The organism is Streptomyces venezuelae ATCC 10712 (assembly GCF_008639165.1).
In the GTDB taxonomy this organism is placed as follows: Bacteria; Actinomycetota; Actinomycetes; order Streptomycetales; family Streptomycetaceae; genus Streptomyces; species Streptomyces venezuelae.
The window spans coordinates 987880-1014218 of sequence record NZ_CP029197.1; the positions used below are offsets into that span (position 1 = coordinate 987880).

Here is a 26339-nt window from a genome sequence, read left to right on the forward strand (position 1 = left end):
CGCCCGGACACCCCTCGGAGGTCCTTCCCATGTCCCGGTCCGTACCCGGCAGTTCCCCCTCCCCCGCCCGGCGCAGCGTGCTGCGCGGCTCGCTGGCCGCTTCGGCGGCGCTCACCCTCGGGGGCACCGGTCTCGCGGCCCCGGCGTTCGCGCTGTCGGGCCGGCCCCGCGCCGAGTGGGGTGTGCAGACGGGTGACGTCACGGCGTCCTCCGGTCTGCTGTGGGTGCGCTCGGACCGGCCGGCGCGCATGGTCGTCGAGACTTCGGCGACCGAGTCGTTCCGGCGGGTACGCCGGCACCACGGGCCGCTGATCGGCGCGGGCACGGACTTCACCGGCACGACGCCGCTGCGGGGTCTGCCCGCGGGCGAGCAGATCCACTACCGGGTCACCCTCGCCGACCCGGACGATCCGCGCCGCACGGGCGAGCCGGTCGTCGGCACCTTCCGTACGGCCCCCGAGCGTCGCCGCGACGGGGTCCGTTTCCTCTGGTCGGGGGACATCGCGGGGCAGGGCTGGGGCATCAACCCGGACATCGGCGGCTTCCGCGCGTACGAGGAGATGCGCCGGCTGGACCCGGACTTCTTCCTGTGCAGCGGCGACTCGATCTACGCCGACGGGCCGCTCCAGCCGAGCGTGACGCTGCCCGACGGGCGGATCTGGCGGAACGTCACGACGCCGGAGAAGTCCAAGGTCGCGGAGACGCTCGACGAGTACCGCGGCAACTTCCGTTACAACCTCCTCGACCACAACGTCCGGGCGTTCAACGCGCAGGTGCCCACGGTGGTGCAATGGGACGACCACGAGGTGCGCAACAACTGGTACCCGGGCCAGATCCTGGACGACGCCCGCTACACGGAGAAGGACGTGGACGTGCTGGCCTCGCGCGCGCTGCGCGCCTTCGGCGAGTACACGCCGGTGTCGACCCTCCACGCGCGCGGGGGCGGGCGCGGGGGCCGGATGCACCGGGTGGTGCGGTACGGGCCGCTGCTCGACGTGTTCGTGCTGGACATGCGCTCGTTCCGGAACGCCAACTCCCCCGGCCGACAGGCCGACGACACCACCGGCATCCTGGGCGCCGGGCAACTGGCCTGGCTCAAGCGGGAGCTGGCCGCCTCCACCGCCGTGTGGAAGGTGCTCGCGGCGGACATGCCGCTCGGTCTCGTGGTACCGGACGGCGCCGCGAACTTCGAGGCCGTCGCGCAGGGCGATCCGGGCGCCCCGCTGGGGCGCGAGCTCCAGATCGCGGAGCTGCTGCGGTTCGTCAAGCACCGGCGGATCACCGGCACGCTGTGGCTGACGGCCGACGTCCACTACACCTCGGCGCAGCACTACGCGCCGGAGCGGGCGGCCTTCCAGGACTTCGCGCCCTTCTGGGAGTTCGTATCGGGGCCGCTGGCAGCCGGCGGCTTCCCGGCGAACGCCCTCGACGCGACGTTCGGCCCGGAGCGGGTGTTCGTGCGGGCGCCGGAGCGGGCGAACCTGTCGCCGATGGAGAGCCCGCAGTACTTCGGGGAGGTCGACATCGACGGCCACAGCGGGGAACTGACGGTGCGACTGCGCGCCGAGGGCGGCACGGTGTTGTTCAGCAAGGTGCTGAAGCCGGGTCGCGTCGGGCAGTAACTCCTGGTCGGAGGCGGTGCGGGGCGCGGTCCCGGGCCGTTGTCAGTGGCGGGTCCTACGGTCGTTCTCATGACGCGATCCGTACAGGCACTCGCCTATGTCCGCCCGTCCGCGCTGGAGTCCACGGGCTCCGGCCGGCTGCTCGGTCTGGAGACGGCGGGGGGCCTCACGCCCCGGGGGGCCGAGGCCCATCCCCGCTTCTTCTCCGGCTTCCTGGCCTCGCCGCAGGTCGCCGCCCGTGGTCTGCTGGCGGTCGCCGACGTGGCGGCGGCCCGCTACCACCAGCGGATACGGCCGGGTTCGCTGGACCCGGTGGTGACGGGGAACGGGGACCGGCTGCGCTTCGAGTCGTTCTCCGGCTGCGGCGGGGTGTACGCGCGCCTGGACGTGCTGGACGAGGGCCTCGGCGGTGCGGAGACGGGGCACGGCACCACCAACGTCGACGTCAACAACCCGCTGCGGGAGGCCCTGTCGCGGATGGCGGGGGACGATCCGCTGCATCTGCGGGTGGGTCCCGAGGAGATGGCGGTCAGCACGCTCGCGGGGGCGGTCGTGGAGAAGAAGGTCCCGCTGCCGGACCGCTGGCTGCGGGGCTTCGCCGAGGCCCAGGTCGCCTCGGCCCGGTTCGATCTGCGGGCCGAGCTGAGCGGGGCGGAGGCGGTGCGCTTCCTGCGCTCCTTGCCGCGCACCCAGGCACGCGGGCGCGGTCCGCTGTGGGTCACCCCGTCGGGCCGGACCCTGCGGCCGACGACCCGGCCGGGCGCGGGCGCGGTGTGCCTGCCGGGGCCGGACCGGCTGGTCGCCCTGGAGCGGGTGCTGCGGCACGCGACGGGGCTGCGGGTGTACGGGCCGGTGCCGGACGGGGCCGTGGCGACGGCGAGCGCCTGGGAGGTGACGCTGCCGGGCATGCGGCTGACGTTGACGCTGTCGCCCGATCCGGCGCGGGGGTTCTCCGGAGAGGGCGGGGTCCTGGAGGCGCTGGCGACGGAGGAGGCGGCGCAGGACGCCGAGCTGGTCGCGGTGCTGCTGGCCTGGGAGCCGCGGATCGATCTGGCCGATCTCGCGGCGCAGGCGGGGCTCTCCGTGGACCGGGTGCGGGCGGCACTGACCCGGCTGGGCACGGCGGGCCGGGTGGGGTACGACGTGGCGGACGCGGCCTACTTCCACCGGGAGCTGCCGTACGACGCGGACCGGGCCGAGCGGCACAACCCCCGTCTGGTGAGTGCCCGGCGGCTGGTCGCGGAGGGCGCGGTGGCGCTCGACGGTGAGCTGGCGACGGTGGCCTCGGGCGATCGGCGTTACCGGGTGCGGGAGTCGGCCGGGGTGCTGAGCTGCACCTGCCAGTGGTGGGCGGACTACCGGGGCCGTCGGGGCCCGTGCAAGCACGCGCTCGCGGTCCGGATGGTCCGGCGGGGCGCGACGGCCGGGGACGCGCTCCGGGCGCCGTCCGGCGTCGGGCCGGGTGCCGGGGCCGAGGGCGCGAGTGCGGCCGGAGCGGCGCGATGACGGCGGACGGGGCGGCGCGGGCGGACGGCGTGGTGACCGGGGCGACCGGGGCGACCGGGGTGCGGAAGAGCCTGGTGAACAGGGTGATGGACAGCATGATGATCAAGGTGAGGAGCACGGTGGCGGGCACGACGGGGAACGACACGGCGAGCGGCACGGTGGGCGACGCGGACCGCGAGGACGGCACGGCGGGTACGCCGGTCGAGCGTCTGGTCGCGGCGGTGCGGGCGGGCCGCGCCCATCAGGTGCCGAAGCTCTTCGAGCCGCTGACAGCCGCCGAGCGGAAGAGCGCCCTCGCACAGCTGAAGGCCGTGCGCTCCGAGGTCCGTTCCTGGGACTGGAAGCGGTGGAACGAGGCCACCGCCGTCCGACGCGCCCTGTACGTGGCGGGTGCCGGCTGTCAGACCGGTGCGGCCGCGGCGGCGACCTGGCTCGGCGGACGCGATCTGCTGAGCTGGCGCTCGGAGGACGGCGGCCTGGTCCTCTCGGTGCTGGGCGACCGGGACGCGGCGTGGATGGCGGACGTGGCGCTCCGCCTCGCCCAGCGGCCGGCCGTCGCGGAGAGCAGCTACGGACTGATCCGGGGGCTCGTGGAGCGCTCCGGGTGCGCGGTGCCCGCCACCGACGGCTATGTCCTGGCCTGGACCCGGGAGATCACCGACGCGCGTCTTCAGGAGCGGCTCCGGGAGGACCCGCAGACGACGGTGCTGGTGCCGCACGCCCTCGCGATGGCGGAGACGCCGGACCGGCTGACCTGGTCGGTGGGTCCCGAGGCGCCGACGCACTGGCCGACCGCGCTCGCGGGGCTCGTCGCCGAGGGGGTGCTCGACCGGGCCCAGGTCGTCGACCTGTGCGTCTCCAGGCTGCTGCGCGGCGGGCGTCCCCGGGACCTGCGGTTCCCGCTGGAGGTGCTGCGTCTGGTGGAGCCGAGCGCGGAGGAGCGCCGGGGGCGGGTTCCCGACTGGACCGGGATGGCGGCCGACGCCCCGTCGCCGGTCGCCGGGTACGCGCAGGAGGTCCTCGCGGGGCTGGCCGCCGAGGGGGCGCTGTCGACGGCGGCGCTGGCGGAGATGACGGGCGGGGTGCTGTTCCGTACCGAGAAGAAGCTGGTGCGGGCGCAGTTGACGCTGGTCGGCAAGGTGCTGGCGCGGGAGCCCGGCGCGGCGGGCGAGCTGTTGCCGGCGGTGGCGGAGGCCTTCGGGCACGAGGACACCACGATCCAGGAGCGGGCGCTGAAGCTGGTGGCCCGTCATGTGGCGGCGGTGGACGCCTCCGTACGCGACGAGCTCGCCGGGCAGGCGGGTCTGCTGAGTCCGGTGCACCGGGCGGCCGCCGCCGCGCTGTTCGGGGAGGCGCTGGAGGCGGAGGCCTGGGCCCCGTACGAGGAGGTCCTGCCCCCGGTCCCGGAGCGGGAGCCGGTGGCTCCGCCGGCGACGACGGTCGAGGCGCTGGTGGAGGAGCTGCTGACGAGGGGCCTGTACCAGGACCCGGCGGCGTTCGAGCGGACGCTGGACGGTCTGGTGCGTGTGGCGCGGCAGGACCGGGCGGGTCTTGAGGCGGCGGTGCGCGAGGCGTTTCCGACGGAGCACTGGGAGAACCGGCACTACTTCAGTCACTACACCCACGGGGCGGAGGTGGTGCTCGCGGGGCTGCTGGGCGTGCTGCCGGGGTGGCGCGTCGATTCCGGGCGGGGGAAGGGGACCGGCCGGAAGTCCTGTCACCACGAGGCGTTGTCGGGAATCCTCGACGCGCGACTGTGGGAGGCGGCCGCCCTGATCGGCTCGGACGCGCTGCCGTTCCTGCTCGCCGCACCGACGGTGCACACCGGCGAGATCGACCCGGTGGTGCTGGTGGAGCGGCTGCGCGCCTACCGGGACGCGGGCGTCGAGCCGGCCCCGGCGGACTTCGCCCAGGCGCTGCTGCGGGTCGGGCGCGGGGACTCCTCGGCCGGCCGGTGCGCCGAGGAGGCGGAGGCGCTCGGGACCCGGGCGGGAGGACGGCTCGCGGCCTGGCTGCGGACGGCGGAGCCCCTGGCGACGAAGGTGCGGTTCCTGCCCCGGGGGAAGGACCGGACCTCGGGGAAGTGGTGGCTGGCGGAGCGGATCGTCGTGGAGATAGAGGACCGCCCCGTGGTGCGCAAGGAGTTCCCGGCGGCCTTCCGCTGGCTGGGCGGTGAGCTGGGGGCGACTCCCCGTCGCTGCTACCACTGGCTGGAGACGCGGGCGCACTGGGTCGCGGCGCTGCCGGTGGACCGTGAGTTCGTGGCGGCGTGCGTCCTTCCCTCGCTGGCCTCCGGGGCCGACGCGGACCAGCGCGGGGTGACGGAGCCGCTCACCGCGCTCGCCGAGGCGGCCGGTCCGGTCGGCCGGGCCCTTCCGCTGGCACTGGCGGCCGGTCTGGGCTGTCAGGACGCCGACGACCGGCTGCGGGCGGTGGACGCGCTGCTCGTGCTCGCGTCCCGGGGCGACCTGGACGCGCGGCGGCTCGGTACGGAGCTGGCGTGGCTGGTCGCGGAGGGCTCGGTGAAGCCGAACCGGCTGGCGGACGCGCTGCGGACGGCGGCCGCCACGGGGGCGTACGGCACGGTCTGGGCGGTCCTCGCCCCGGCGCTGCCCGAGCTGCTCGGGGCGGAGAAGCCGGTGCGGGGGCTGGGCGAGGTGCTCGCGGTGGCGGCGGACTGCGTGGAGCGGTGCGGGGCCGGCGACGAGGTGGCCGGTCTCGCGGGGGTGGCCTCGGCGCGGGGTTCCTCGCAGTTCCTCGTGCAGGCGAAGCGGCTGCTGGGCGCACTCCGTCAGGGGGCCGGTCAGCCTCTGGCAGAAACGGCCTGAATCGTTCTTTAAGCCGCCAGATGGGCGCTTAACCCGTCAGTCACAAAACGTTCGTGATCACGCAACACCACTGGGTCACAGTGAGGTCATGACCGATGTGACGTCTTCGAAGAGCGCCCGCCGACCGCACCACTGGCGGCGCGACCTGATCGAGCTCGCCGCCCTGTTCACCGCCGTGGTGGTGGCCGACACGATCGCCAAGACCATCGCCAAGGGACCCGACGGCCCCTACCTGCTGGTGTTCTCGGCGATCGCGCTGGTCGCCACCGCCGCCTTCCACACCTGGTGGGCACGGAGGCACAGTCATGCGAGCCATGCCCCGCCCGCCGGTCACACCGGCGGGCACCCCGACGTGACCTCCCCGTCCGCCGTGGCCTCCGCGCCTGACGCGGCGTCCGACGCGGCCGCGGAGGACGAGGGGAAGCCGGAGGTGCCCGTCGAGACCGCGCTGTGGCGGATGCGCACCACCGTCGCGGACACGCCGGGCAGCCTGGCCGCGCTCTGCACGGTCCTGGCCCGCCTGGGCGTGGACATCCTCACCCTCCAGACCCACCCGCTCGCCGACGGCACGGTCGACGAGTTCCTGCTGCGTGCCCCCGCCGACCTCTCCGCCCAGGCCCTCGCCCGGGAGACGGCGGCGGCCGGCGGCCGGGACACCTGGACCGAGCGGGCGGACGCCCACGACCTGGTGGACACCCCCACCCGGGTCCTGGGCCTGGCCACCCGGACCGCCCTCGACGCGGCCGAACTGCCGCTCGCGCTGCGCCAGCTCCTCGGCCGCTGCACCCTGCACTCGGTGCCCGCCGTCTCGCTCACCGGTCGCCCCACGGGCGAGCACGCCCCGGTCGAGGGCGTCCTCGAGGAGACCGTGATGCGGCTGCGCGACCCCAACGGCGGCACGCTCATCGTGGAGCGGCCCTACCTCCCGTTCACCCCGACCGAGTTCGCCCGCGCCCGCGCCCTCGTGGAGCTCGACGCGCGGCTCGGCCCGCGCGTCCCGCGCAGCCAGGACGTGCTGACCCTGCCCGAGGGCAACGAGATCACCGTCCGCCGCGCCGACCAGCGCGACCTGGTCGCCGCGCGCGCCATGCACGACCGCTGCTCCGCCCGCACCCTGAGCCTGCGGTACCACGGCCCGGTCGGCGACGCGGACCGCTACCTCGACCATCTGCTGAGCCCCCGCTTCGGCCGCACCCTCGCCGTACAGACGGCCTCGGGCCGGCTCGTCGCCCTCGGCCATCTGCTCTGGGACGGCGACGAGACGGAGGTCGCGCTGCTCGTCGAGGACGACTGGCAGCGGCGGGGCATCGGCTCCGAACTCCTCGGCCGGCTGGTGGCGATGGCCGAGGAGGCCGGCTGCGCGAGCGTGTACGCCGTGACGCAGTCGTCCAACACCGGGATGGTGGCCGCGATGCGGGCGCTCCGGCTGCCCCTCGACTACCAGATCGAGGAGGGCACCCTGGTGATCACCGCCCGGCTGGCCTCGGCACCCCGACCGGCCGACCGGCCGCGGCAGGAGCAGCGATCCGAAGGGGTCCGGCGGGCGGAGCGCTGAGCGCCTGGGTCAGATCGCGCCACAGGTCCTCGACGTCCTCGAGGCCGACCGACATGCGCAGCAGCCGGTCGCTGACGCCCGCCGAGCGCCGGTCGCCCTCGGCCACGATGCGGTGGCTGATGGAGGCCGGGTGCTGGATGAGGGTGTCGACGCTGCCGAGGCTGACGGCCGGGGTGATCAGCCGGACGCCGGCGATGACGTCGTGCGGATCGCCGTACACCTCGAAGGCGATCATCGCGCCGCCGATCCGGGGGTAGTGGACCCGGGCGATCCGCGGGTCGGTGGCGAGCCGCCGGACGAGTTCCGCCGCCGTACCGGACGCCGCCCGGACGCGTACAGGCAGGGTGGCGAGACCGCGCAGCAGCAGGTAGCCGGCGAGCGGGTGCAGTACGCCGCCGGTGGCGAAGCGCACCTGGCGCAGGGTACGGGCGAACTCCTCGTCGCAGGCCACGACGCCGCCCATGACGTCGCCGTGCCCGCCCAGGTACTTGGTCGCGCTGTGCAGCACGATGCGCGCACCCTGCTCGACGGGGCGCTGGAGCACCGGGGTGGCGAAGGTGTTGTCGACCAGGAGCGGCACGGAGCCGCAGGAGTGGGCGAGGGCGCGCAGGTCCGCCTCGGCGAGGGTCGGGTTGGCCGGCGACTCCACCATGACGAGGCCGGTGTCCGGGCGGATCGCCCCGGCTATCCCCGCCGGGTCGGTCCAGGTCACCTCGGTGCCCAGCAGACCGGCGTCGAGGAGGTGGTCGCTGCAGCCGTAGAGCGGCCGGACGGCGACGACATGGCGCAGGCCCTGGCTCGCGCGGGCGAGGAGGACGGCGGTGAGCGCGGCCATGCCGCTGGCGAACGCGACGGCGGCCTCGGTGCCCTCCAGGCGGGCGAGGGCCTCCTCGAAGCGGGCGACGGTGGGGTTGTCGAGCCGGGCGTAGACCGGCGGGCCGTCGAGCCGGGCGCCGGTGGTGGCGAACTCGTCGATCCGGGCGGCCTCCGCCCGGGCGTCGTACGAGGGGTAGGTGGTGGACAGGTCGATCGGCGGGGCGTGCAGACCGAGCGTGGCGAGGTCTTCGCGGCCGGCGTGCACGGCTTCGGTGGCGAGGGCCCTCGGGGTGGCCGAGGGGCCGTAGTCCATGGCGTCCATGGCGGCACTGTGAACGGATACCGGGAAGTAGCGGGAAATCGCCGTGCTACGTTCGCCGGATGGCCGATTCTGTCGTACTGGACGCGGTCGATCTGCACATTCTTCGCCTCTTGCAGAACGACGCCCGGACCACCTACCGCGAACTCGCCGCCGAGGTCGGGGTGGCTCCGTCCACCTGCCTCGACCGGGTGGCGCGGCTGCGCCGCACCGGAGTGATCCTCGGACACCAGCTACGACTGGATCCGGCCAAACTCGGCCGGGGGCTTGAAGCGCTCCTTCTGGTCCAGGTCCGCCCCCACCGGCGGGAACTGATCGGTCCGTTCGTCGACCGCATCCGGGCCCTGCCGGAGTCCCGGGCCCTGTTCCATCTCACGGGACCTGACGACTACCTGGTGCACGTGGCCGTGGCGGACCCCGCCGACCTGCAACGACTCGTGCTCGACGAGTTCACCTCGCGCCGCGAGGTGGCCCGCGTCGAGACCCGGCTGATCTTCCAGCAGTGGGAGTGCGGCCCGCTCCTGCCGCCGTCCGCGAGCCCCTCCTTGTCAGCCGACTGAGCTCGGACGAGGGTGACGCGGGCCCGCCGGAGACGCCAGGATGGCCCCCATGCCAGAGACTTCCAGCTGCCCGCTGCCCCGCCAGGTCGCCGACGAACACGTCGACGCACTCATCGCCCTCGACCCGATCACCGGTACGTACCTGGGAGTCAAGGAGAGCGCCGGACAGCTGCCCGACTTCTCGCCCGCCGGCCAGCGGGCGGTGGCCGAGCTCGCCCGCCGCACGCTCGCCCGGCTCGACGAGGCCGAGCGCGCCCCGGGTGCGGACGGCGAGGCCGAGCGGCGGTGCGCCCGGCTGCTCCGGGAGCGTCTCACGGCCGAACTCGCCGTGTACGAGGCCGAGGAGGGCCTCTGCGCGGTCAGCAACATGCGCTCGCCCGCGCACAGCGTCCGCATCGTCTTCACCGTGATGCCGACGGAGACCGAGGAGGACTGGGCGGCGGTCGCGTCCCGGCTGCGCGCGGTCCCCGGCGCCCTGGAGGGCTACCGCGCCTCGCTCGCGCTGGGCCTCGACCGGGGGCTCCTCGGCGGGCCCCGGCCCACCGCCACCTTCGTCGAGCAGCTCACCGAGTGGGCGGGCGGGGACGGCGGGAAGCCTGGCTGGTTCGAGGAGTTCGCCGCCGCGGGCCCCGACAGTCTGCCCGAGGACCTGCGCGCCGAGCTCGCGAAGGCGGGCCGGGGCGCCACCGAGGCCGTCGCGGCGCTGCGGGACTGGATGCGGGACGTGTACGCGCCGGCCGTCGCCGACGCCCCGAACACGGTCGGCCGCGAGCGCTACCAGCGCTGGACCCGCTACTTCAACGGCACCGACCTGGACCTCGACCAGGCGTACGCGTACGGCTGGACCGAGTACCACCGGCTGCTCGGGGAGATGCGCGCGGAGGCCGAGCGGATCCTGCCGGGCGCCGGCCCCTGGGAGGCGCTCGCCCACCTCGACGAGCACGGCACCCACATCGAGGGCGTGGACGAGGTGCGGGACTGGCTCCAGCGGCTCATGGACGAGGCCATCGAGGCCCTCGACGGCACCCACTTCGAACTCGCCGACCGGGTACGGCGGGTGGAGTCCCGGATCGCCCCGCCGGGCGGCGCCGCCGCGCCGTACTACACCGGCCCGTCCGAGGACTTCTCGCGGCCCGGCCGGACCTGGCTGCCGGTCGACGGGACGACCCGCTTCCCCGTCTACGACCTGGTGTCGACCTGGTACCACGAGGGGGTCCCCGGCCATCACCTGCAGATCGCCCAGTGGGTGCACGTCGCCGACCGGCTCTCCCGCTACCAGGCGACCATCGGCAAGGTCAGCGCCAACATGGAGGGCTGGGCGCTCTACGCGGAGCGCCTGATGGACGAGTTGGGTTTCCTGCCCGACGCGGAGCGGCGCCTCGGCTACCTCGACGGCCAGATGATGCGCGCGTGCCGGGTGATCGTGGACATCGGCATGCACCTGGGTCTGGAGATCCCGGCCGACTCGCCGTTCCACCCGGGCGAGCGGTGGACTCCGGAGCTCGCCCAGGAGTTCTTCCAGCGGCACAGCAGCCGCCCGGCGTCCTTCGTGGAGAGCGAGATGACCCGCTACCTGTCGATGCCGGGCCAGGCCATCGGCTACAAGCTGGGCGAGCGCGCCTGGCTGCTCGGCCGTGCCAACGCGCGGGCGGCGCACGGCGACGCGTTCGACGCGAAGGCCTGGCACATGGCGGCGCTCTCGCAGGGCCCGCTGGGCCTCGACGACCTGGTCGAGGAACTCTCGCGGCTCTGAGGACCGGGCGCCGAGATTCCCCGGCCCCTCTCTTGATCGGCCGGGGAATCCCCTGCAATCTGTGCGGTATGACCAGCGAGTACACCCCTGACGCCACCGACTGGCGCATCCTCGAAGCCCTCCAGTCCGAGGGCCGCGCCAGCTTCGCCGAGCTCGCCCGTACGGTGTCGATGTCGCCGTCCGCGGTGACCGAGCGGGTGCGGCGCCTGGAGGAGGCCGGGGTGATCTCCGGGTACACGGCGATCGTCGACCAGGACCGGCTCGGTCTGCCCATCCTCGCCTTCGTACGGCTCCGCTACCCGCACGGCAACTACAAGCCGTTCCACGACCTGCTCGACACCACGCCCGAGGTCCTGGAGGCGCACCACGTCACCGGTGACGACTGCTTCGTCCTCAAGGTCGCGGCCCGCTCGATGCGGCACCTGGAGGAGATCTCCGGGAAGATCGCCACGCTCGGCGCGGTGACCACCAGCGTCGTCTACTCCTCGCCGCTGCCCCGGCGCTCCCTCAGCCGCTGAGGCGGACGCCGGCGGGTCTCAGCCGCCGAGGGCCTCCCCGCCGGTGCGGAGCCGGACCGCCGAGCCCTGCCGTGCCTTGACGACCTCCAGCTGGGCCGGGATCCGGCGGCGCAGGTCACCGACGTGGCTGACGATGCCGACGCTGCGGTCCCGCTCGCGGAGCGAGTCGAGGACGTCGAGGACCTCGTCGAGCGTCTGCTCGTCGAGGCTGCCGAAGCCCTCGTCGATGAAGAGGGTGTCGAGGCGGACGCCGCCCGCCTCGTCGGTGACGACGTCGGCGAGGCCGAGGGCGAGGGCGAGCGACGCGAAGAAGGTCTCGCCGCCGGAGAGGGTGGCGGTGTCGCGCTCGTTGCCGGTCCAGGCGTCGACGACGTGCAGGCCGAGGCCGGCCCGCTTGCCGCCGGAGCGGGCGTCGGAGTGCACGAGGGTGTAACGGCCGGAGGACATCCGCTGGAGGCGGGCGGTCGCGGCGGCCGCGACCTGTTCGAGCCGGGCGGCGAGGACGTACGACTCCAGGCGCATCCGGCGCTCGTTCTCGGTGGAGGTGCCCGCCGTGAGGGCGGCGAGGCGGGCCACCCGGTCGTACTCCTCGCGCAGCGGGCCGAGGCGGCGGACCTCGGCCGCGGCCTGCCGGGAGAGCCCGTCCAGTCCGGTGGCCCGCTCGCGGGCGGCGGCCAGGACGGAGTCCGCCTCGCGCAGGGCGCGTTCGGCCGCGGCGTGGACGGCGGCCGCGGCGTGGGGATCGGCGGGCGGGAGGGCGGCGGCGGCCGCGGTGCCGGGCTCGGCGAGCCGGTCCGCGACGGCGGCCGCCTCGGCCTGCCAGGCGTCCACGCGCTGCTGGTGGTCCCGGCGTTCGGCCTCGCGCAGGAGCGCGGCGGAGGCCTCGGCCGGGGTGGTGAAGCCGGCCCGGTAGGCGGCGTCGGAGAGCCGGTCGTCGGCCTCCTTGAGGTGCTGGGCGGCGAGTTCGGCGGCGCGTACGGCTCCGGTGGCGTCGGCCAGGAGCGCGATCCGGCGTTCCAGGCGGTCGGCATGTTCGGCCACGCTGGCGAACGCGCCGCGCCCCCGGGCGAGTTCCTCGTCGAGGGTGGCCTGTTCGCGGTCCAGGGCCTCGCGCCGCGAGGTGCGGGCGGCGACCCGCCGTTCGGCCTCGCGCTGCGCGGCGACCCGCTCCTCGTGTTCCCGTTCGGCACGCGCGAGGGCCTCCCGGGCGCCGTGGGTCTGTCCGGCCAGGGCGTGCGCTTCGGCGTGCCGGCGGGTCAACGCGTCGACGTCGAGGGCCAGTTCGGCGACGGTCGGCTCGGGTGCACCGGCCGGGGCGCCGTCCAGGGCCTCGTCGCGCGCCGCGGCCAGGGACTCGCGGGTGACGGCCAGTTCGCGTTCGGCGGTGGTCCGGGTCTCCTCGGCGCGGGTGTAGGCCGCGTAGGCGGCGTCCTCGGTGGCCCGGTCGACGTGGTCGACGGTGGTGCGGGCGGGGGCCGGGTGGTCGGTGGAGCCGCAGACCTGACAGGGGTCGCCGGGGCCGAGGGTGACGGCGAGTTCGGCGGCGATGCCCTCGAGGCGGCGGGACTTGACGTCCAGCCAGTTCTCGTGGGCGGTGTTCCGGCGCTCGCGGGCGTCGGCGAGTCGCGCCTCGGCCACCCGGGCGCCCTCGGCGAGGGCGTCGCGGCGACGCGCGGCGGCGAGCCGTCGGCGGGCGGGGTCGAGACGGCCGGCGAGGTGCTCGGCACGCGCGGCGGCGTCCCGGGCGGCCTCGACGTGCTCGGTGAGCGCGGCGCGGCGCGGTTCCCAGCCGGCCAGCCAGTTGGCCGCGTCGCGCAGCACGTCGTCGTCGGCGCGCGCCTCGCGGGCGAGGGCGGTCCGTTCCCCGGCGACGGCGGCGGCGCGGCGTTCGGCCCTGCGGGCCGCCTCCAGGCCGCCCAGCTCTTCGCGGAGCCGGTCTCCGAGGGCGGCGAGCTGCTCGGCCCCGGCGTCGGCGAGTTCGGGGGCGAGCAGCGCGCGGGCGCGTTCCCGGGCGGTGCGCGCCGCGCGGTACGCGCGCTCGGCGTCCTCACGCAGACCGAGGGCGGGCGCCACCCGGTCGGCCTTGAGGCTGAGGTCGAGGGCGGCCTGGAGGCGGTCGCGCTCGGGGGCGTGGGCGGTGAGCCGCTCCTTACGGAGCAGGGCGTCGGCGTGTCGGGCCTGGCGGGCGGCGAGGTCGTTCTCGGCTTCGAGCGCGGCGCGCGCGGCGCGCTGACGGGCCTCGGCCGTGTCGAGCCGCACGCGGGCGATGTCGAGGGCCTCGCGGGCCTCGGTGCGGGCGACGGCGGCCCAGCTGAGGACCGCGTCGGCGAGCCCGGGTTCACCGGGCCTGCCCTCGACGGAACTGTCGGCGGCCCCGAGGCCACGGGCGGCCTGGCCCATCCGGTGGGCGAGGGCGAGGAGCCGCTCGTCGCCCTCCTCGACCTGCTGCTGCGCGCCGCGCCGCAGTTCGGCGAGGCGCTCCTCGACGGCGGCGAAGCGGCGGGTGTCGAAGAGCCGGCCGAGGAGCTTGCCGCGGGCTTCGGCGTCCGCGCGCAGGAAGCGGGCGAAGTCGCCCTGCGGGAGGAGGACCACCTGGCAGAACTGTTCGCGGCTCATGCCGAGCAGCTGGGTGATCTCCTCGCCGATCTCCTGGTGGGAGCGGCTGAGGCCGTTCCACGCGCGCGTGGCCGGGTCGTACTCGCGCAGCCAGGTCTGGGCCTTCTCGGTGGTGAATCCGCCGCCGCGTTTCTTGGGGCGCTGCTGGGCGGGGCGCCGGGTGATCTCCAGGCGCCGGTCCCCCACCGTCAGTTCGAGCAGCACCTCGGTGGAGGTGCCGACGGGGGCGTGGTCGCTGCGCAGGGAGCCGCCGGGGGTCTGACGGACGCCGGGCACGCTCCCGTACAGGGCGAAGCAGACGGCGTCGAGGACGGAGGTCTTCCCGGCGCCGGTCGGCCCGTGCAGCAGGAACAGCCCGGCGGAGGACAGGGCGTCGAAGTCGACGGTCTGCGTGGTGCCGAAGGGGCCGAACGCGGTGATCTCCAGGCGGTGCAGCCTCACCGGCCCACCTCGCGCTCGGCCGTGTCGACCCGTACGTCGTCGAAGGCGCCGTACAGGACGGTCCGCTCGGCCCCGTCGAGAGCGGCGCCACCGCGCACATGGGCCACGAAGTCCTCCGCGATCTGCTGGTCGGTGCGGTCCCTGAGCCGCCGGGCGTAGGAGGCGCCGGGGTCGTCGGCGGTGCGCTCGGGGTCGAAGACCAGGTTCAGGGTGTGCGGGAAGCGTTCGGCGAGCCGGGCCATCGGATCGGCGGGGCGCACGGGATCGGTGAGGGTGGCCTCGATCCAGGACTGCTCGTGGCGGTCGAGCGCGGGGTCGGCGAGGAGGTCGTCGAGGCGTCCCCTGATCCGGGCGAGGGGGCGCGGTACGGGGCAGTCGATCCGTTCGGCGCCGGTGACCGCCCCGTCGGGGCCGGCCGGGCCGAGGTCGACGAGCCACATCGTCTTGCGGTGGTCGGCCTCGGAGAAGGAGTACGCGAGCGGGGAGCCGGAGTAGCGCACGCTCGGGGTGAGGGTCTGGCTGCCGTGCAGGTGCCCGAGCGCCACGTAGTCGACGCCGTCGAAGACCCCGGTGGGGACGGCGGCGACACCGCCGACGGTGATGTCCCGCTCGCTGTCGCTGGGCGCGCCGCCCGCGACGAACGCGTGGGCGAGGACGACGGAGCGGGTGCCCGCGGGCCGGCCGGCGAGGTCGGCGCGGACCTGGTGCATGGCGGCGGTGAGCACGGCCTCGTGGCCGGCCTTCTCGGCGCCGAGCCGCTCCCGGACGAGGGCCGGTTCGAGGTAGGGCAGTCCGTAGAGGGCGACGTCGCCGTGGGTGTCGCGGAGGACGACGGGGGTGCCGATGCCGGCGGGGTCGGTACGGAGATGGATACCGGCCCTCTCCATGAGTCCGGCGCCGACGCCCAGGCGCCGGGCCGAGTCGTGGTTGCCGGAGATCATCACCGTGGGCACGCCCGCGTCGGCGAGCCGGTGCAGGGCGCTGTCGAACAGCTCGACGGCGGGCAGCGGGGGCACGGCACGGTCGTAGACGTCCCCGGCGACGAGGACGGCGTCGACGTCGTGCTCGTCGACGGTGGCCACGAGGTGGTCGAGGAAGGCGGCCTGGGCGTCGAGCAGGCCGACCCGGTGGAACGAGCGGCCGAGATGCCAGTCCGAGGTGTGCAGGAGCCTCACGATGCCGTCCCACCCCGCATGTGCGCCGCTCCTCGCCGCTGGTTCCCGTTCGTGTGCGCCCACCACGCTATCCCGCCGGGAGGTGTGGTCGGGGCCGTACGGGAGGGACGGCCGGAGGCCTCGGAGGGGCCGCCCGAGCGGAGGCCCCGTAGGGATCACCCGAGCCGAAGGCCCCGGAGCGGTGGACCGACCCGGAGGCCCCCCAGGGGTCGCCCGTCCGGCCGGGAGGCGTCAGACGTCCCCGTACGCCTCTCCGCCCGGTTCGAACGAGGCGGTGCCCGCGGTGACGTCGGCGAGCCAGGCGCGGAAGGCGGGCACGTCCCCGTCCGGGAGGCCGATCTCGATGGTGACGGCGTCGGCGTAGCGCACGTCACGGACGGCGCGCCCGGTGGCCCGCAGATCGTTCTCCAGCTTGCCCGCTCGCTGGTGGTCGACCGTGACGGTGGCGAGCCGGAAACGCTGCCGGGTCACCGTGCCGAGCGCGTCGAGCGCCTCGCCCACGACGCCGCCGTACGCGCGGATGAGCCCGCCCGCGCCGAGCTTCACGCCGCCGTAGTAGCGGGTGACGACGGCGACGACGTACCGCATCTCACGGCGCAGCAGCATCTGGAGCATGGGGACGCCGGCCGTGCCGCCGGGTTCGCCGTCGTCGCTGGCCTTCTGGACGGAGGCGTCGGCGCCGAGGACGTAGGAGAAGCAGTTGTGGCTGGCGGTCGGGTGCTCCTTGCGGACGCGTGCGACGAACTCCTGCGCCTCCCGCTCGTCGGCGACGGGCGCGAGCGCGCAGAGGAAGCGCGAGCGGTTGATCTCGGACTCGTGCACGCCCTCGCGGGCCACGGTGCGGTACTGCTCCTGCATCCGGCCAGCCTACGTTCCGCCTCGGACCGCCTCCTGACACCCCCTAGGGGGCGTCCGCCTGCCGGTCCCCCGTGGCGGGTTCGGGTGCGGTGGCGAGTCCGGCGTACGGCAGGGCGCGCAGGGCCAGGGCCCAGCCGAGGCGCGCCTCGCCGGACTCGCTGGAGCGGCCGGTGAGCTCGGCGATGCGGCCGATGCGGTTGAGGACGGTGTTGCGGTGGCAGTAGAGCTGGTCGGCGGCCCGGGAGGCCGAACACCCGTGGTCGAGCCAGGCTCGGAGGGTGGTGAGGAGCGCGGCCCGTTCACCGCCGGTCGCCAGCACCGGGCCGAGGTGGACGGTGACGATCCGCTCGGCGATGTCGGTGCGCCCGCTGAGCAGCACCTGGGCGAGGCGGTCGTCGAAGACGGCGACCTCACCGCTGCCCACGGTGAGGGTGCGCAGGGTCTGCTCGGCGAGCCGCAGGGCGCGTCCGGCCTGCGACAGCCGCTCGAACTCCGGGGAAACCCCCGCGGTGGCCCCGGTCCGCTCGCGCAGGGCCGCGAGGAGCGCGCGGACGGCCCGGTCGGTGCCGCCGCCCGCCCGGGCCGCCGCCCGCCCGGCGGGACCGTCCCTGCGGGGCAGCCGGACGATGCCCGCGTACCGGCCGGAGCGGGGCCGCCAGTACGACCACATGCCCTGGGTCTCCAGGACGGGCGAGAGGTGCGGCGGGGCCGCCGGGTCCTGGGCGGCGACCACGACGACGTACCGGTCGACCGGCGGGACGCCGAGCGCGGCCGCGGCGGCCGAGGCGACGGCGGGGTCGTCGGCCCGGCCGTCGAGCAGGGCCTCGAAGAGGGCGACCCGCCGGGTGTCCTGGCGGCTCTGGAGCTCCAGCTGGGCGATCCGGTACGCGTCGGCCATGGCAACCGAGTAGCGGTCGATGGTCTCCCAGACCCCGCTCGCCATGTCGAGCTCGATGTCCCGGCTGTCGGACTCCCGGCCCGCCCGGACCCGCAGGTGCTCGGCCATGACCTGCCACAGGACCCGCCCGCCGCGCCGGTAGGCCTGGAGCACGGTGTCCAGCGGCACCCCCTGCTCGGCGCGGCGGCGGCCGGTCTCCCGGGCCGCCCACTCGAAGTCGCCGCCGGTCGCGGCGAGGCCGCCGAAGTCCTCCAGGGCGCGCAGCAGGTTGTCGCGGCAGATCTCCCAGAGGTCCTCGCGGGTGACGGGGGCGCCGGAGGCGTACGTGCCGGAGTGGGCGCGGATGTCGTCGACGGCGCGGTCGGTGAGCCGGTCGATGTCGGCGAGCATCGCCGTGGCGAGGGCGCGGCGGAGCGCGCCGGAGCCGCTGAGCGGGGTGTGGGCGGCGCCGGAGCCGCCGGAGTGCGGCGTACGGGCTCCGCCGGAGCCGCCGTGTGAGGTACGGGCTCCGCCCGGGACACCGGAACCCGGGACACCGGCACCGGCACCGGGGACACCGGCACCCGGGCCCCCGGAGCCCGCGGGACGGCCGGTGCCGGGGAGGCGGCCCGCGCCGGAGCGGGCCCTCGGGGGCTCGCCGGGTGCGTCCGAGCTGTGCGTCATGGCTGGCACCGTAGCGCCGGGATTTGGCGATTGCCACGGGTCGGCCCGTCCGGCGGGGCCGCTGCCCAGTTCGGCGGGCCACATGGTGGGCAGTCGCACATGGCGCCCGGCCCGGTTCGCGGCGGATTCTGTGCCGTGTCACCGATCGTCAACAGAGCTGTTGACTCCGCGTCCCTGGAGCGTGCCATGTCTTTGAGCGTCGCCGGCGTCCTCGGCGAGTCCGCCCGCCACTTCCCCGACCGAATCGCGGTCGTCGAGGGCGGCACCCGGCTCACCTACGCGGAGCTGTGGACGGAGGCGCTGCGCTGTGCCGCCGGGCTGCGGGACGCGGGGGTGAAGCCGGGCGACCGGCTCGCCGTCCTGCTGCCGAACACGATCGAGTTCCTCAAGGTCTACTACGGGGCCCTCGCGGCGGGCGCGACCGTGGTGCCCGTGCACGCGCTGCTCGTCGCCGACGAGGTGCGGTACGTCCTGGAGCACAGCGGCGCGGTCGGCATCGTCAGCGGCGGGCCGCTGTGGGCGGTCGCCGACGAGGCGGCGCGGGCCGCCGGCGTGCGCGCCTTCCAGGGCGCGCCCACCGCGCCGGAGCCGCTGGCCTCGGCCCGACCCGCCGCGCCCTCGGACACGGCGGTGATCCTCTACACGAGCGGGACGACCGGCCGCCCGAAGGGGGCGCTGCTCACCCACCTCAACATCGTCATGAACGCCTCGGTGACCTCGCAGGACCTGCTCGGCCTCGGCGCCGGCGACGTGGTCCTCGGCTGTCTGCCGCTCTTCCACAGCTACGGCCAGACCTGCGCCATGAACGGGACGCTGCGACAGGGCGCGACCCTCGTGCTGATGCCCCGGTTCAGCGGGCCCGCGGCCCTGACGGTGCTCGCCGACGAGGGCGTGACGGTCTTCATGGGCGTGCCCACGATGTACCACGCCCTGGTGGAGGCTGCGGCGGTCTCCGACGTCCGCCCGGCCGCCCTGCGCGCCGCCGTGTCGGGCGGCGCGGCGCTGCCGGTCGCGGTCCTCGAACGCTTCGAGGACACCTTCCGCACCCAGGTCCTCGAGGGCTACGGGCTGACGGAGACCTCGCCGGTCGCGACCTTCAACCAGCCGCACATCGGCCGCAGGCCCGGCACGGTCGGGCACCCCGTCTGGGGGGTCGAGGTGGGCATCGCGGACGCGGCCGTGGACGGCGAGATCCGGCTGCTCGGGGACGGCGAGACCGGGGAGGTCGTGGTCCGCGGGCACAACGTCTTCGCCGGCTACCTCGACGACCCGGGGGCGACGGCGGCGGCGGTCGTGGACGGCTGGTTCCGCACGGGTGACCTCGGAGTACGGGACGAGGACGGCTTCCTGAGGATCGTGGACCGGAAGAAGGACCTGGTCATCCGGGGCGGCTTCAACATCTATCCGCGCGAGGTCGAGGAGGTGCTGGTGCGGCATCCCTCGGTCTCGGAGGTCGCGGTGATCGGCGTCCCCGACGACTCGAAGGGCGAGGAGGTGTGCGCGGTGGTGGTACGCAGGGAGGGCGCGGCTCCGCTCTCCGAGGAGGAGCTGGTCGACTGGTCGCGGGAGCGGCTGGGCCGCCACAAGTACCCGCGGATCGTGCGCTTCGTGGACGAGCTGCCGCTCGGGCCCACCGGCAAGGTCCTGAAGCGCGCGCTCGTGGCGCGGGCCTGAGCCGGCGGCGTACCGGAGGAAGGGTGGCGACGATGGCGGAGCGAGGACCCGAGGTACTGATCGGGTGCGGAGCCCTGCGCGGCTCCTCCCGGGACGGCGTGGCGGCCTTCCTGGGTGTGCCCTACGCGCGGCCCCCGGTGGGCGCGCTGCGGTTCCGCGCGCCGGAGGCGGTCGAGCCGTGGGACGGGGTGCGGGAGGCCACGGCGTTCGGTCCGACGGCGCCGAAGCGGCCGTACGCCCCGCCGCTCGACGCGCTCCTCCCCGATCCCGAGATCCCGGGCGACGACTGCCTGAACCTGAACGTGTGGGCGCCATGGGGCGCCGGGCCGCGGTCCGCGACGGAGCGCGGCGGTCGGCCGGTCATGGTCTGGATCCACGGCGGTTCGCTGATCCGCGGCTCCTCGGCGGTGCCGGTCTACGACGGCACCGCGTTCGCCCGGGACGGCGTCGTCCTCGTCTCCGTCAACTACCGGCTCGGCATCGAGGGCTTCGGGGTCTTCCCCGACGCCCCCGCCAACCTCGGCCTGCGCGACCAGATCGCCGCGCTGACCTGGGTACGGGACAACATCGCGGCCTTCGGCGGGGACCCGGAGCGGGTGACCGTGTTCGGTGAGTCGGCGGGCGCGATCTCGATCGCCGCGCTGCTCGCCTCGCCGCTCGCGAAGGGGCTGTTCCGGCGCGCCGTGGTGCAGAGCGGCGCGCCGCTGGCCCAGCCGCCCGCCACGGCCCGCCGGACCACGCAGGCGGTGGCGGCCCGGCTGAAGGTGCCCGCCACGGCCGAGGCTTTCGCGCGCGTGGACCGGGAGGAGCTCCTCGCGGCGCAGACGGCGGTCACCGGCAAGGGCTCGCCGCTGACCGGTGGGCACTCCTTCCAGATCGCCGTGGACGGCGAGGTGGTGCCCCGCGACCCGGCGGAGGCGCTCGCGGACGGCGCCTCGGCCGAGGTGGACCTGCTGATGGGCACGACCACCGAGGAGTACCGGCTGTGGTTCGTGCCGGGCGGGACCGCCGACCGGGTGGGTCCGGTGCTCCAGCGGCTGCTGCTGTGGAAGACGAAGGTGCCGTCCCGCACGGCCCGGGTGTACCGGGCGGGCCGTCGGCGGGAGAAGCCGGGCGAGGTCCTGGGCGCGCTGGCCACGGACAAGCTGCTGCGGGTCCCGCTGAACGACCTCGCGGACGCCAGACTGCGCGCCGGCGGCGGTGCGGGGACCTACCTGTACGAGTTCGGCTGGCGCTCCCCCGTGCTCGGTCTGGGCGCCTGCCACGCGCTCGAACTCGGCTTCGTCTTCGACACCCTGGACCTTCCGGAGAGCCGGGCCCTGACGGGTCCCGACGCGCCGCGCGAGCTGGCGGCGGCGATGCACGCGGCCTGGGTGTCCTTCGCCGGGACGGGCGACCCGGGCTGGCGGTCGTGGGATCCGGCGCGGCCGGTGATGACCTTCGGCCCGGGCCTGCCGTCCCTGGTGGAGGCCCCGCGGGAGGCCGAACGGCGCGCCTGGGAAGGCGGGGGCAGGGGGCGGGAATCACGGCGCCGGGCGGCCCGTTGACGTGGACGAAGGGCCACGCCGAGGAGAGGCAGCGCAAGCGATGAGCGTAGACACCACGACCACGGAGCCGACCGGGTACTCGGCGGAGGAGACGGTACGGCGGATCCTCACGTCCACCGGTGACACCTGGGCGGTCGTGGGGCTGTCCTCGAACCGGTCCCGGGCGGCGTACGGGGTGGCGGCCGTCCTCCAGCGCTTCGGGAAGCGGATCGTGCCGGTCCACCCGAAGGCGGAGACCGTCCACGGCGAGCAGGGTTACGCCTCCCTGGCCGACATCCCCTTCCCGATCGACGTCGTCGACGTGTTCGTCAACAGCGAGCAGGCGGGCGGGATCGCCGACGAGGCCGTGGCGGTCGGCGCGAAGGCCGTCTGGTTCCAGCTGGACGTGATCGACGACGAGGCCTTCGCCCGGACCCGCGCGGCGGGCCTGGACATGGTCATGGACCGCTGCCCCGCCATCGAGATCCCCCGCCTGGGCTGATCCCGCCTGAGCTGATCCCGCCCGCGCGGGCCGTCAGCCGACGGGGACGCCGAGGCCCTCCAGGACGACGGCGCCGGGCAGTTGGCCGAAGGCCTTGCCCGGGACGATCAGTTTGCCGCGCCGCCGGCCGCTGCCGATCAGGACCCACTCGGTGTCGGCCACGGCGGCGTCGACGAGCAGCGGCCAGGCGGCGGGGAGGCCGACGGGGGTGATGCCGCCGTACTCCATGCCGGTCTCGCCCGTCGCGGTGTCCATCGGGGCGAACGAGGCCTTGCGGGCGCCGAGGTGCTTGCGTACGACCCCGTTGACGTCGACCCGGGTCGCCGACTTCACGACGCACGCGGCCAGGGTCGTCGTCTCGCCGCGCTTGCCCGCGACGACCACGCAGTTCGCGGACTGGTCGAGGAGCGCGGGCCCGTAGTGCTCCAGGAAGACGGCGGTGTCGGCGAGGTCCGGGTCGGTGTCGACGAACAGCAGCTGCTCGGCCGGTACGGGGCCGGTCCAGGCACGGACGGCGGCGGCGACGGGGCCGGTCAGCAGGTCGAGGCAGTCGGCGGCGGGACGGGCCTGGTCGAAGTTTCCGATGGGTGCACGCATGGGCCGCACGCTAACAACCGGCGCCGGAGCCGTGACCGCCCGTCTCAGCGTACGGGCGGTCGGTCGGCGTACGGGCGGCCCGGCGTGACGGGCGGTCAGCGTACGGGCGGGATGGAGACGGCCATCGTCATCTCTGCGGGCTCGTCGCCGTCGTTGCGGTAGGCGTGGGCCGAGTTGGCCTCGAAGACGGCGGAGGTACCGGCCGGCAGGACGTGCTCGGCTCCGTCGACGACCAGGGTGAGCACACCCGCGGTGACGTTCAGCAGCTCGACCGTGCCGTCGGGGTGCGGGTCCGAGGCGCTGCCGTCGCCGGGCATGAGGGTCCAGGACCACAGCTCCAGGGGACCACGTGCCTCGGTGCCGACGAGGAGGGTGGTGTGGCTGCCGGTGGAAGTGGACCACATGCGGACGGCCTGGTCGGGCGGGACGATCCGGACCTGGGGGCCCTGTTCGTAGTCGAGCAGGGTCGTGATGGAGACGCCGAGGGCGTCGGCGAGCTTCACGGTGGTGCCGACGCTGGGGTTCGTCCGGGCCTGCTCGATCTGGATGATCATGCCGCGGCTGACGCCCGCCCGTGCGGCGAGGGCGTCCAGGGTGAGTCCCCGCTCCTTGCGCCAGCGCTTGAGGTTCCGGGCGAGCGACTGCGTGAGCTGATCGAGGTCCGACACATTCCGTCCAATATTTTGGATGACAGAGTTCAATGAACTGAACTACGGTGGGGTGCACCCGATTGTTCACTGCACTGTACTGCCGTCCGCGACTGCGAGGACCCATGACCGCCCTGTTCGCCCTGGCCACCAGCCTTCTGTGGGGCCTCGCCGACTTCGGCGGCGGGCTCCTCACCCGCCGCATCCCGGCACTCACGGTCGTCGTGGTCTCCCAGCTCCTCGCGGTGCTCGTCCTCGGCACCGTCGTCCTGACCACCGGCGCCTGGAGCGAGGCGGGCCCCCAGCTCTGGTACGCGGTCGGGGCCGGCGTCGTCGGCCCGGCGGCGATGCTCGCCTTCTACAAGGCGCTCGCTCTCGGCCCCATGGGCGTGGTCTCGCCGCTCGGCTCGCTCGGCGTCGTCGTCCCCGTCTCGGTCGGCCTCCTCGTCGGCGACCGGCCCGGACTCGTCCAGTTCGCCGGCATCGGCGTGGCGATCCTGGGCGTGGTCCTGGCCGGCGGGCCGGAGCTGCGCGGAGCGCCCGTCCAGCGCCAGGCGGTCCTGCTCACGCTGGTCGCGGCCTTCGGCTTCGGCTCGGTGATGGCGCTGATCGCCGAGGCCTCGACGACGGTCACCGGACTGTTCCTCGCCCTGTTCGTCCAGCGGGTCACCAATGTCCTGGTCGGCGGCGCCGCCCTGTTCGCCTCGGTGAAGCGCGGCGGCACGGCCCTCCCCGAGGGCGGCCCCCGGGTGATCCGCGCGGCCCTCCCGGCCCTCGCCTTCGTCGGCCTCGCCGACGTCGCGGCGAACGGCACGTACGCGATCGCCGCCCAGCAGGGCCCGGTCACCGTCGCCGCCGTCCTGGCCAGCCTCTACCCGGTGGTCACCGCCCTCGCCGCCTACGGCGTCCTCAAGGAACGCCTCCGCGCGATCCAGGCGGCGGGCGCGGGCCTCGCCCTGGTGGGCACGGTCCTGCTCGCGACGGGCTAGCACCTGCCGCCGCGATTGCCGCGGGCAGACGCTAGCGCGCCTGCTCGACCTCCCACTTGGCGAGCGCCGCGAGCTGTTCCGACGTCACGTGGGCCGGGATCGGGACCGGCGGCGGGGTGCGCAGCGGAGGCTGCCAGCCCTTGTCCGGGTCCCAGCTGCGCACGACCCTGGCCGGGGCGCCGGCGACCACCGAGTGGTCCGGCACCTCACCCCGCACCACCGCGCCCGCCGCGACGACCACGTTCCGTCCCAGGCGGGCGCCGGGCAGGATCACCGCGCCCGTGCCCAGCCAGCAGCCGGGGCCGATGGCGACCGGCGCCGAGCGGGGCCACTGGCGGCCGACCGGCTCGTCCGGGTCGTCGTAACTGTGGTTGGTCGAGGTGATGTAGACGTACGGGCCGCAGTACGTGTCGGAGCCGATCGTCACCTTCGCGTCGGCGATCACATGGCTGCCCCGGCCGAGGACCACCCCGTCGCCGAGCGTGAGGACCGTGTCCTCGCCGAGGTCGAGGCCCGGCAGCATCCCGGCCGTCAGCGTGACCTGCTCGGCGACGATGCAGCACTCGCCGATCTCGATCCACCGCTCGCCGAAGACCGTGCCCTGGGGGAACGCCAGCCGGGTGCCCGCGCCGAGCCGGCGGAAGCGCAGCCTCCCCGGCTGCTCGGCGGTGACGGAGCCGGCCTCCTGTGCCCAGCGCCAGCCGCCCTGCACCGCGCGGGCGAGGACCCTGCGCCGCCAGGCGGCGAGGGAGGAGAACGTGTTTCTGTTCCTGGGCACCCGGACACCGTAGTCGGCGCCGTCGTGCCTGATCAGTGCGGTGCGCTGTGATGTCCGTCATGAGCACGGCATAGGCTGCGGCCGGGGGCGACCCCGGGCGTGACACGACGGCTGACGATCAGGAGCGAACGATGACAGAGGCGTTGATCAAGGGCGTGGGCGGCAAGGAGCCGTCGATCGACCCGACCGCTTTCACCGCCCCGACCTCCGTGGTGCTCGGCGAGGTGACCCTGAGCGCCCGCGCCAGCATCTGGTACCACGCGGTGCTGCGGGCGGACTGCGGCCCCATCACGGTCGGCGAGGACTCCAACGTCCAGGACAACTGCACGGTCCACGTCGACCCCGGCTTCCCCGTCTCGATCGGAGACCGGGTGACCGTCGGCCACAACGCGACCGTGCACGGCTGCGTCATCGAGGACGACGTGCTGGTCGGCATGGGCGCGACGATCCTCAACGGCGCGCGGATCGGCGCCGGTTCCCTGGTCGCCGCGCAGGCGCTGGTACCGCAGGGGATGGAGATCCCGCCGGGCTCGCTCGTCGCGGGCGTCCCGGCGAAGGTGCGCCGCCCGCTGACGGAGGAGGAGAAGGCGGGCATCCAGCTCAACGCCGAGATGTACCTGCTGCTCGCCAAGGGCCACGCCGAGGCCTTCGAGGACTGAGCCCGGACGTACGCGCGCACACGCGTACCCCCGTACGCGGAGGAGGGCGGCGCCCGTGACGGGTGCCGCCCTCCTCTCCGTACGCGTACGGCCCGACGTCAGTCCGCGATCGCGGCGGGCTCCGGGTCGGTGGCCGCGGGGCGCTCCGCGGCGGCCTTCTTGGCGCGGTTCTTGATGATCAGCATCGAGGCGACGCCGATGAGCACGGCGAGGACGAGGCCGAGCCACGAGAAGCGCTTGAGCCAGGCCTCGGCGACGATCCCGACCGAGTAGATGACGGCCGTCGTACCGCCGGCCCACAGGATGCCGCCGAAGACGTTGGCGATGAGGAACTTCCAGTACGGCATGTGGAGCACGCCCGCGAGCGGCCCGGCGAAGATGCGGAGCAGGGCGATGAAGCGGCCGAAGAAGACCGCCCACATGCCCCACTTCTGGAAGGAGCGCTCGGCGAGCCCGATGTTCGCCTCGCTGAAGTGCTTGGGGAACTTCCTGCCCAGCCAGGCGAGCAGCGGCCGTCCGCCCTTGCGGCCGATGGCGTAGCCGATCGAGTCGCCGATGATCGCGCCGGCGGTGGCGCAGGCGCCGAGCACGTACGGATTGATGTCGCCGTGCTGCGAGGCGAGCAGCGCCGAGCTCACGAGCACGATCTCCCCGGGGAGCGGGATGCCCAGGCTCTCCAGCCCGATCACCACCCCCACGAGGACGTAGACGGCGATCGCGGGGATCGTCTCCAGCCACTCCTGGACGTGCACCGCGGCTTCCTCCCGTTTCGACTGCCGTGCCGCGCCCGGGCCCGTGGTCGGGGGCCGTGGCGCCGGCGCGCACCGCGACGGGGCACG

Annotated in this window: 21 protein-coding genes; 12 read left to right on the top strand and 9 right to left on the bottom strand. The window is 74.8% G+C overall.

Annotated features, from left to right (window positions below; all coding sequences use genetic code 11):
- Positions 1 to 29: 29 nt before the first annotated feature.
- The 4 genes from DEJ43_RS04215 to DEJ43_RS04230 all read left to right on the top strand — a co-directional run bounded on the left by DEJ43_RS04215 (position 30) and on the right by DEJ43_RS04230 (position 7511).
- Complete coding sequence (locus tag DEJ43_RS04215) at positions 30 to 1622, top strand: alkaline phosphatase D family protein (RefSeq protein ID WP_015032070.1); 1593 nt, start codon at positions 30 to 32, stop codon at positions 1620 to 1622.
- Between the two features lie 69 nt (positions 1623 to 1691).
- Positions 1692 to 3128 carry an SWIM zinc finger domain-containing protein gene (locus DEJ43_RS04220; RefSeq protein ID WP_078508600.1) on the top strand — a complete coding sequence of 479 codons (1437 nt, stop codon included), beginning with the start codon at positions 1692 to 1694 and terminating at the stop codon, positions 3126 to 3128.
- Complete coding sequence (locus DEJ43_RS04225) at positions 3125 to 5956, top strand: DUF7824 domain-containing protein (RefSeq protein ID WP_015032072.1); 2832 nt, start codon at positions 3125 to 3127, stop codon at positions 5954 to 5956. The genes DEJ43_RS04220 and DEJ43_RS04225 overlap by 4 nt, the downstream gene beginning before the upstream one ends.
- 88 nt (positions 5957 to 6044) lie before the next feature.
- Positions 6045 to 7511 (top strand): GNAT family N-acetyltransferase, encoded by a 1467-nt coding sequence (locus DEJ43_RS04230; RefSeq protein WP_015032073.1) that lies wholly within the window; start codon positions 6045 to 6047, stop codon positions 7509 to 7511.
- On the opposite strand, the gene DEJ43_RS04235 is transcribed toward DEJ43_RS04230, so the two are convergent.
- Positions 7423 to 8649 (bottom strand): trans-sulfuration enzyme family protein, encoded by a 1227-nt coding sequence (locus DEJ43_RS04235; RefSeq protein WP_015032074.1) that lies wholly within the window; start codon positions 8647 to 8649, stop codon positions 7423 to 7425. The two genes, DEJ43_RS04230 and DEJ43_RS04235, sit on opposite strands and share 89 nt — an antisense overlap.
- A 59-nt stretch (positions 8650 to 8708) precedes the next feature.
- Between DEJ43_RS04235 and DEJ43_RS04240 the strand changes: the two genes are divergently transcribed.
- The 3 genes from DEJ43_RS04240 (at position 8709) to DEJ43_RS04250 (ending at position 11477) form a co-directional block, all read left to right on the top strand.
- Positions 8709 to 9206: an Lrp/AsnC family transcriptional regulator gene (locus tag DEJ43_RS04240; protein ID WP_015032075.1), complete on the top strand. Its 498-nt coding sequence runs from the start codon at positions 8709 to 8711 to the stop codon at positions 9204 to 9206.
- A gap of 49 nt (positions 9207 to 9255) precedes the next feature.
- The gene (locus DEJ43_RS04245; protein ID WP_181399500.1) at positions 9256 to 10959 is read left to right on the top strand and encodes a DUF885 domain-containing protein; all 1704 of its coding nucleotides are present in this window, start codon (positions 9256 to 9258) and stop codon (positions 10957 to 10959) included.
- A 68-nt stretch (positions 10960 to 11027) separates the two neighbouring features.
- Positions 11028 to 11477: an Lrp/AsnC family transcriptional regulator gene (locus DEJ43_RS04250; RefSeq protein ID WP_041662087.1), complete on the top strand. Its 450-nt coding sequence runs from the start codon at positions 11028 to 11030 to the stop codon at positions 11475 to 11477.
- 18 nt (positions 11478 to 11495) lie between these two features.
- Here DEJ43_RS04250 and DEJ43_RS04255 read toward each other — a convergent pair whose 3' ends face one another.
- From DEJ43_RS04255 to DEJ43_RS04270, 4 genes are all read right to left on the bottom strand, one after another.
- Positions 11496 to 14534 carry an AAA family ATPase gene (locus DEJ43_RS04255; RefSeq protein WP_015032078.1) on the bottom strand — a complete coding sequence of 1013 codons (3039 nt, stop codon included), beginning with the start codon at positions 14532 to 14534 and terminating at the stop codon, positions 11496 to 11498.
- Positions 14531 to 15709 (bottom strand): exonuclease SbcCD subunit D, encoded by a 1179-nt coding sequence (locus DEJ43_RS04260; protein WP_015032079.1) that lies wholly within the window; start codon positions 15707 to 15709, stop codon positions 14531 to 14533. The genes DEJ43_RS04255 and DEJ43_RS04260 overlap by 4 nt, the downstream gene beginning before the upstream one ends.
- Before the next feature lie 231 nt (positions 15710 to 15940).
- On the bottom strand, positions 15941 to 16567 hold the full coding sequence (locus DEJ43_RS04265; protein ID WP_015032080.1) for a YigZ family protein: 627 nt from the start codon (positions 16565 to 16567) through the stop codon (positions 15941 to 15943).
- 43 nt (positions 16568 to 16610) lie between these two features.
- Positions 16611 to 18128 carry a PucR family transcriptional regulator gene (locus DEJ43_RS04270; RefSeq protein ID WP_233447921.1) on the bottom strand — a complete coding sequence of 506 codons (1518 nt, stop codon included), beginning with the start codon at positions 18126 to 18128 and terminating at the stop codon, positions 16611 to 16613.
- 186 nt (positions 18129 to 18314) lie between these two features.
- On the opposite strand from DEJ43_RS04270, the gene DEJ43_RS04275 reads away from it, so the two are divergent.
- From DEJ43_RS04275 to DEJ43_RS04285, 3 genes are read left to right on the top strand one after another with little or no spacing between them, the layout of a single operon-like run.
- Entirely contained in the window at positions 18315 to 19802 is a 1488-nt protein-coding gene (locus DEJ43_RS04275) for a long-chain-fatty-acid--CoA ligase (protein WP_015032082.1), read from the top strand.
- A 32-nt stretch (positions 19803 to 19834) separates the two neighbouring features.
- Positions 19835 to 21349 (top strand): carboxylesterase/lipase family protein, encoded by a 1515-nt coding sequence (locus DEJ43_RS04280; RefSeq protein ID WP_041662089.1) that lies wholly within the window; start codon positions 19835 to 19837, stop codon positions 21347 to 21349.
- A 40-nt stretch (positions 21350 to 21389) separates the two neighbouring features.
- The gene (locus DEJ43_RS04285; protein WP_051025836.1) at positions 21390 to 21830 is read left to right on the top strand and encodes a CoA-binding protein; all 441 of its coding nucleotides are present in this window, start codon (positions 21390 to 21392) and stop codon (positions 21828 to 21830) included.
- A 33-nt stretch (positions 21831 to 21863) separates the two neighbouring features.
- Here DEJ43_RS04285 and DEJ43_RS04290 read toward each other — a convergent pair whose 3' ends face one another.
- Both DEJ43_RS04290 and DEJ43_RS04295 read right to left on the bottom strand, forming a co-directional pair.
- Positions 21864 to 22427, bottom strand: a complete 564-nt coding sequence (locus DEJ43_RS04290) for a YbaK/EbsC family protein (protein ID WP_041662090.1) — start codon at positions 22425 to 22427, stop codon at positions 21864 to 21866.
- 95 nt (positions 22428 to 22522) lie between these two features.
- Positions 22523 to 23095: a helix-turn-helix domain-containing protein gene (locus DEJ43_RS04295; RefSeq protein WP_015032086.1), complete on the bottom strand. Its 573-nt coding sequence runs from the start codon at positions 23093 to 23095 to the stop codon at positions 22523 to 22525.
- Positions 23096 to 23199: 104 nt separating this feature from the next.
- On the opposite strand from DEJ43_RS04295, the gene DEJ43_RS04300 reads away from it, so the two are divergent.
- Positions 23200 to 24063 carry a DMT family transporter gene (locus DEJ43_RS04300; RefSeq protein WP_015032087.1) on the top strand — a complete coding sequence of 288 codons (864 nt, stop codon included), beginning with the start codon at positions 23200 to 23202 and terminating at the stop codon, positions 24061 to 24063.
- A 31-nt stretch (positions 24064 to 24094) separates the two neighbouring features.
- On the opposite strand, the gene DEJ43_RS04305 is transcribed toward DEJ43_RS04300, so the two are convergent.
- Positions 24095 to 24841: an acyltransferase gene (locus DEJ43_RS04305; RefSeq protein WP_015032088.1), complete on the bottom strand. Its 747-nt coding sequence runs from the start codon at positions 24839 to 24841 to the stop codon at positions 24095 to 24097.
- Between the two features lie 131 nt (positions 24842 to 24972).
- On the opposite strand from DEJ43_RS04305, the gene DEJ43_RS04310 reads away from it, so the two are divergent.
- Entirely contained in the window at positions 24973 to 25500 is a 528-nt protein-coding gene (locus DEJ43_RS04310) for a gamma carbonic anhydrase family protein (RefSeq protein ID WP_015032089.1), read from the top strand.
- Positions 25501 to 25598: 98 nt separating this feature from the next.
- Here the strand turns inward: DEJ43_RS04310 and DEJ43_RS04315 are convergent, their stop codons facing one another.
- Positions 25599 to 26252, bottom strand: a complete 654-nt coding sequence (locus tag DEJ43_RS04315) for a DedA family protein (RefSeq protein ID WP_015032090.1) — start codon at positions 26250 to 26252, stop codon at positions 25599 to 25601.
- Between the last annotated feature and the right edge of the window lie 87 nt (positions 26253 to 26339).

Coding starts and splice junctions, on each gene's coding strand:
- DEJ43_RS04280 (WP_041662089.1), top strand. CDS start 19,835: ATGGCGGAGCGAGGACCCGAGGTACTGATCGGGTGCGGAGCCCTGCGC.
- DEJ43_RS04290 (WP_041662090.1), bottom strand. CDS start 22,427: ATGCGTGCACCCATCGGAAACTTCGACCAGGCCCGTCCCGCCGCCGAC.
- DEJ43_RS04250 (WP_041662087.1), top strand. CDS start 11,028: ATGACCAGCGAGTACACCCCTGACGCCACCGACTGGCGCATCCTCGAA.
- DEJ43_RS04225 (WP_015032072.1), top strand. CDS start 3,125: ATGACGGCGGACGGGGCGGCGCGGGCGGACGGCGTGGTGACCGGGGCG.
- DEJ43_RS04300 (WP_015032087.1), top strand. CDS start 23,200: ATGACCGCCCTGTTCGCCCTGGCCACCAGCCTTCTGTGGGGCCTCGCC.
- DEJ43_RS04285 (WP_051025836.1), top strand. CDS start 21,390: ATGAGCGTAGACACCACGACCACGGAGCCGACCGGGTACTCGGCGGAG.
- DEJ43_RS04275 (WP_015032082.1), top strand. CDS start 18,315: ATGTCTTTGAGCGTCGCCGGCGTCCTCGGCGAGTCCGCCCGCCACTTC.
- DEJ43_RS04230 (WP_015032073.1), top strand. CDS start 6,045: ATGACCGATGTGACGTCTTCGAAGAGCGCCCGCCGACCGCACCACTGG.
- DEJ43_RS04270 (WP_233447921.1), bottom strand. CDS start 18,128: ATGACGCACAGCTCGGACGCACCCGGCGAGCCCCCGAGGGCCCGCTCC.
- DEJ43_RS04265 (WP_015032080.1), bottom strand. CDS start 16,567: ATGCAGGAGCAGTACCGCACCGTGGCCCGCGAGGGCGTGCACGAGTCC.
- DEJ43_RS04220 (WP_078508600.1), top strand. CDS start 1,692: ATGACGCGATCCGTACAGGCACTCGCCTATGTCCGCCCGTCCGCGCTG.
- DEJ43_RS04235 (WP_015032074.1), bottom strand. CDS start 8,649: ATGGACGCCATGGACTACGGCCCCTCGGCCACCCCGAGGGCCCTCGCC.
- DEJ43_RS04245 (WP_181399500.1), top strand. CDS start 9,256: ATGCCAGAGACTTCCAGCTGCCCGCTGCCCCGCCAGGTCGCCGACGAA.
- DEJ43_RS04240 (WP_015032075.1), top strand. CDS start 8,709: ATGGCCGATTCTGTCGTACTGGACGCGGTCGATCTGCACATTCTTCGC.
- DEJ43_RS04310 (WP_015032089.1), top strand. CDS start 24,973: ATGACAGAGGCGTTGATCAAGGGCGTGGGCGGCAAGGAGCCGTCGATC.
- DEJ43_RS04215 (WP_015032070.1), top strand. CDS start 30: ATGTCCCGGTCCGTACCCGGCAGTTCCCCCTCCCCCGCCCGGCGCAGC.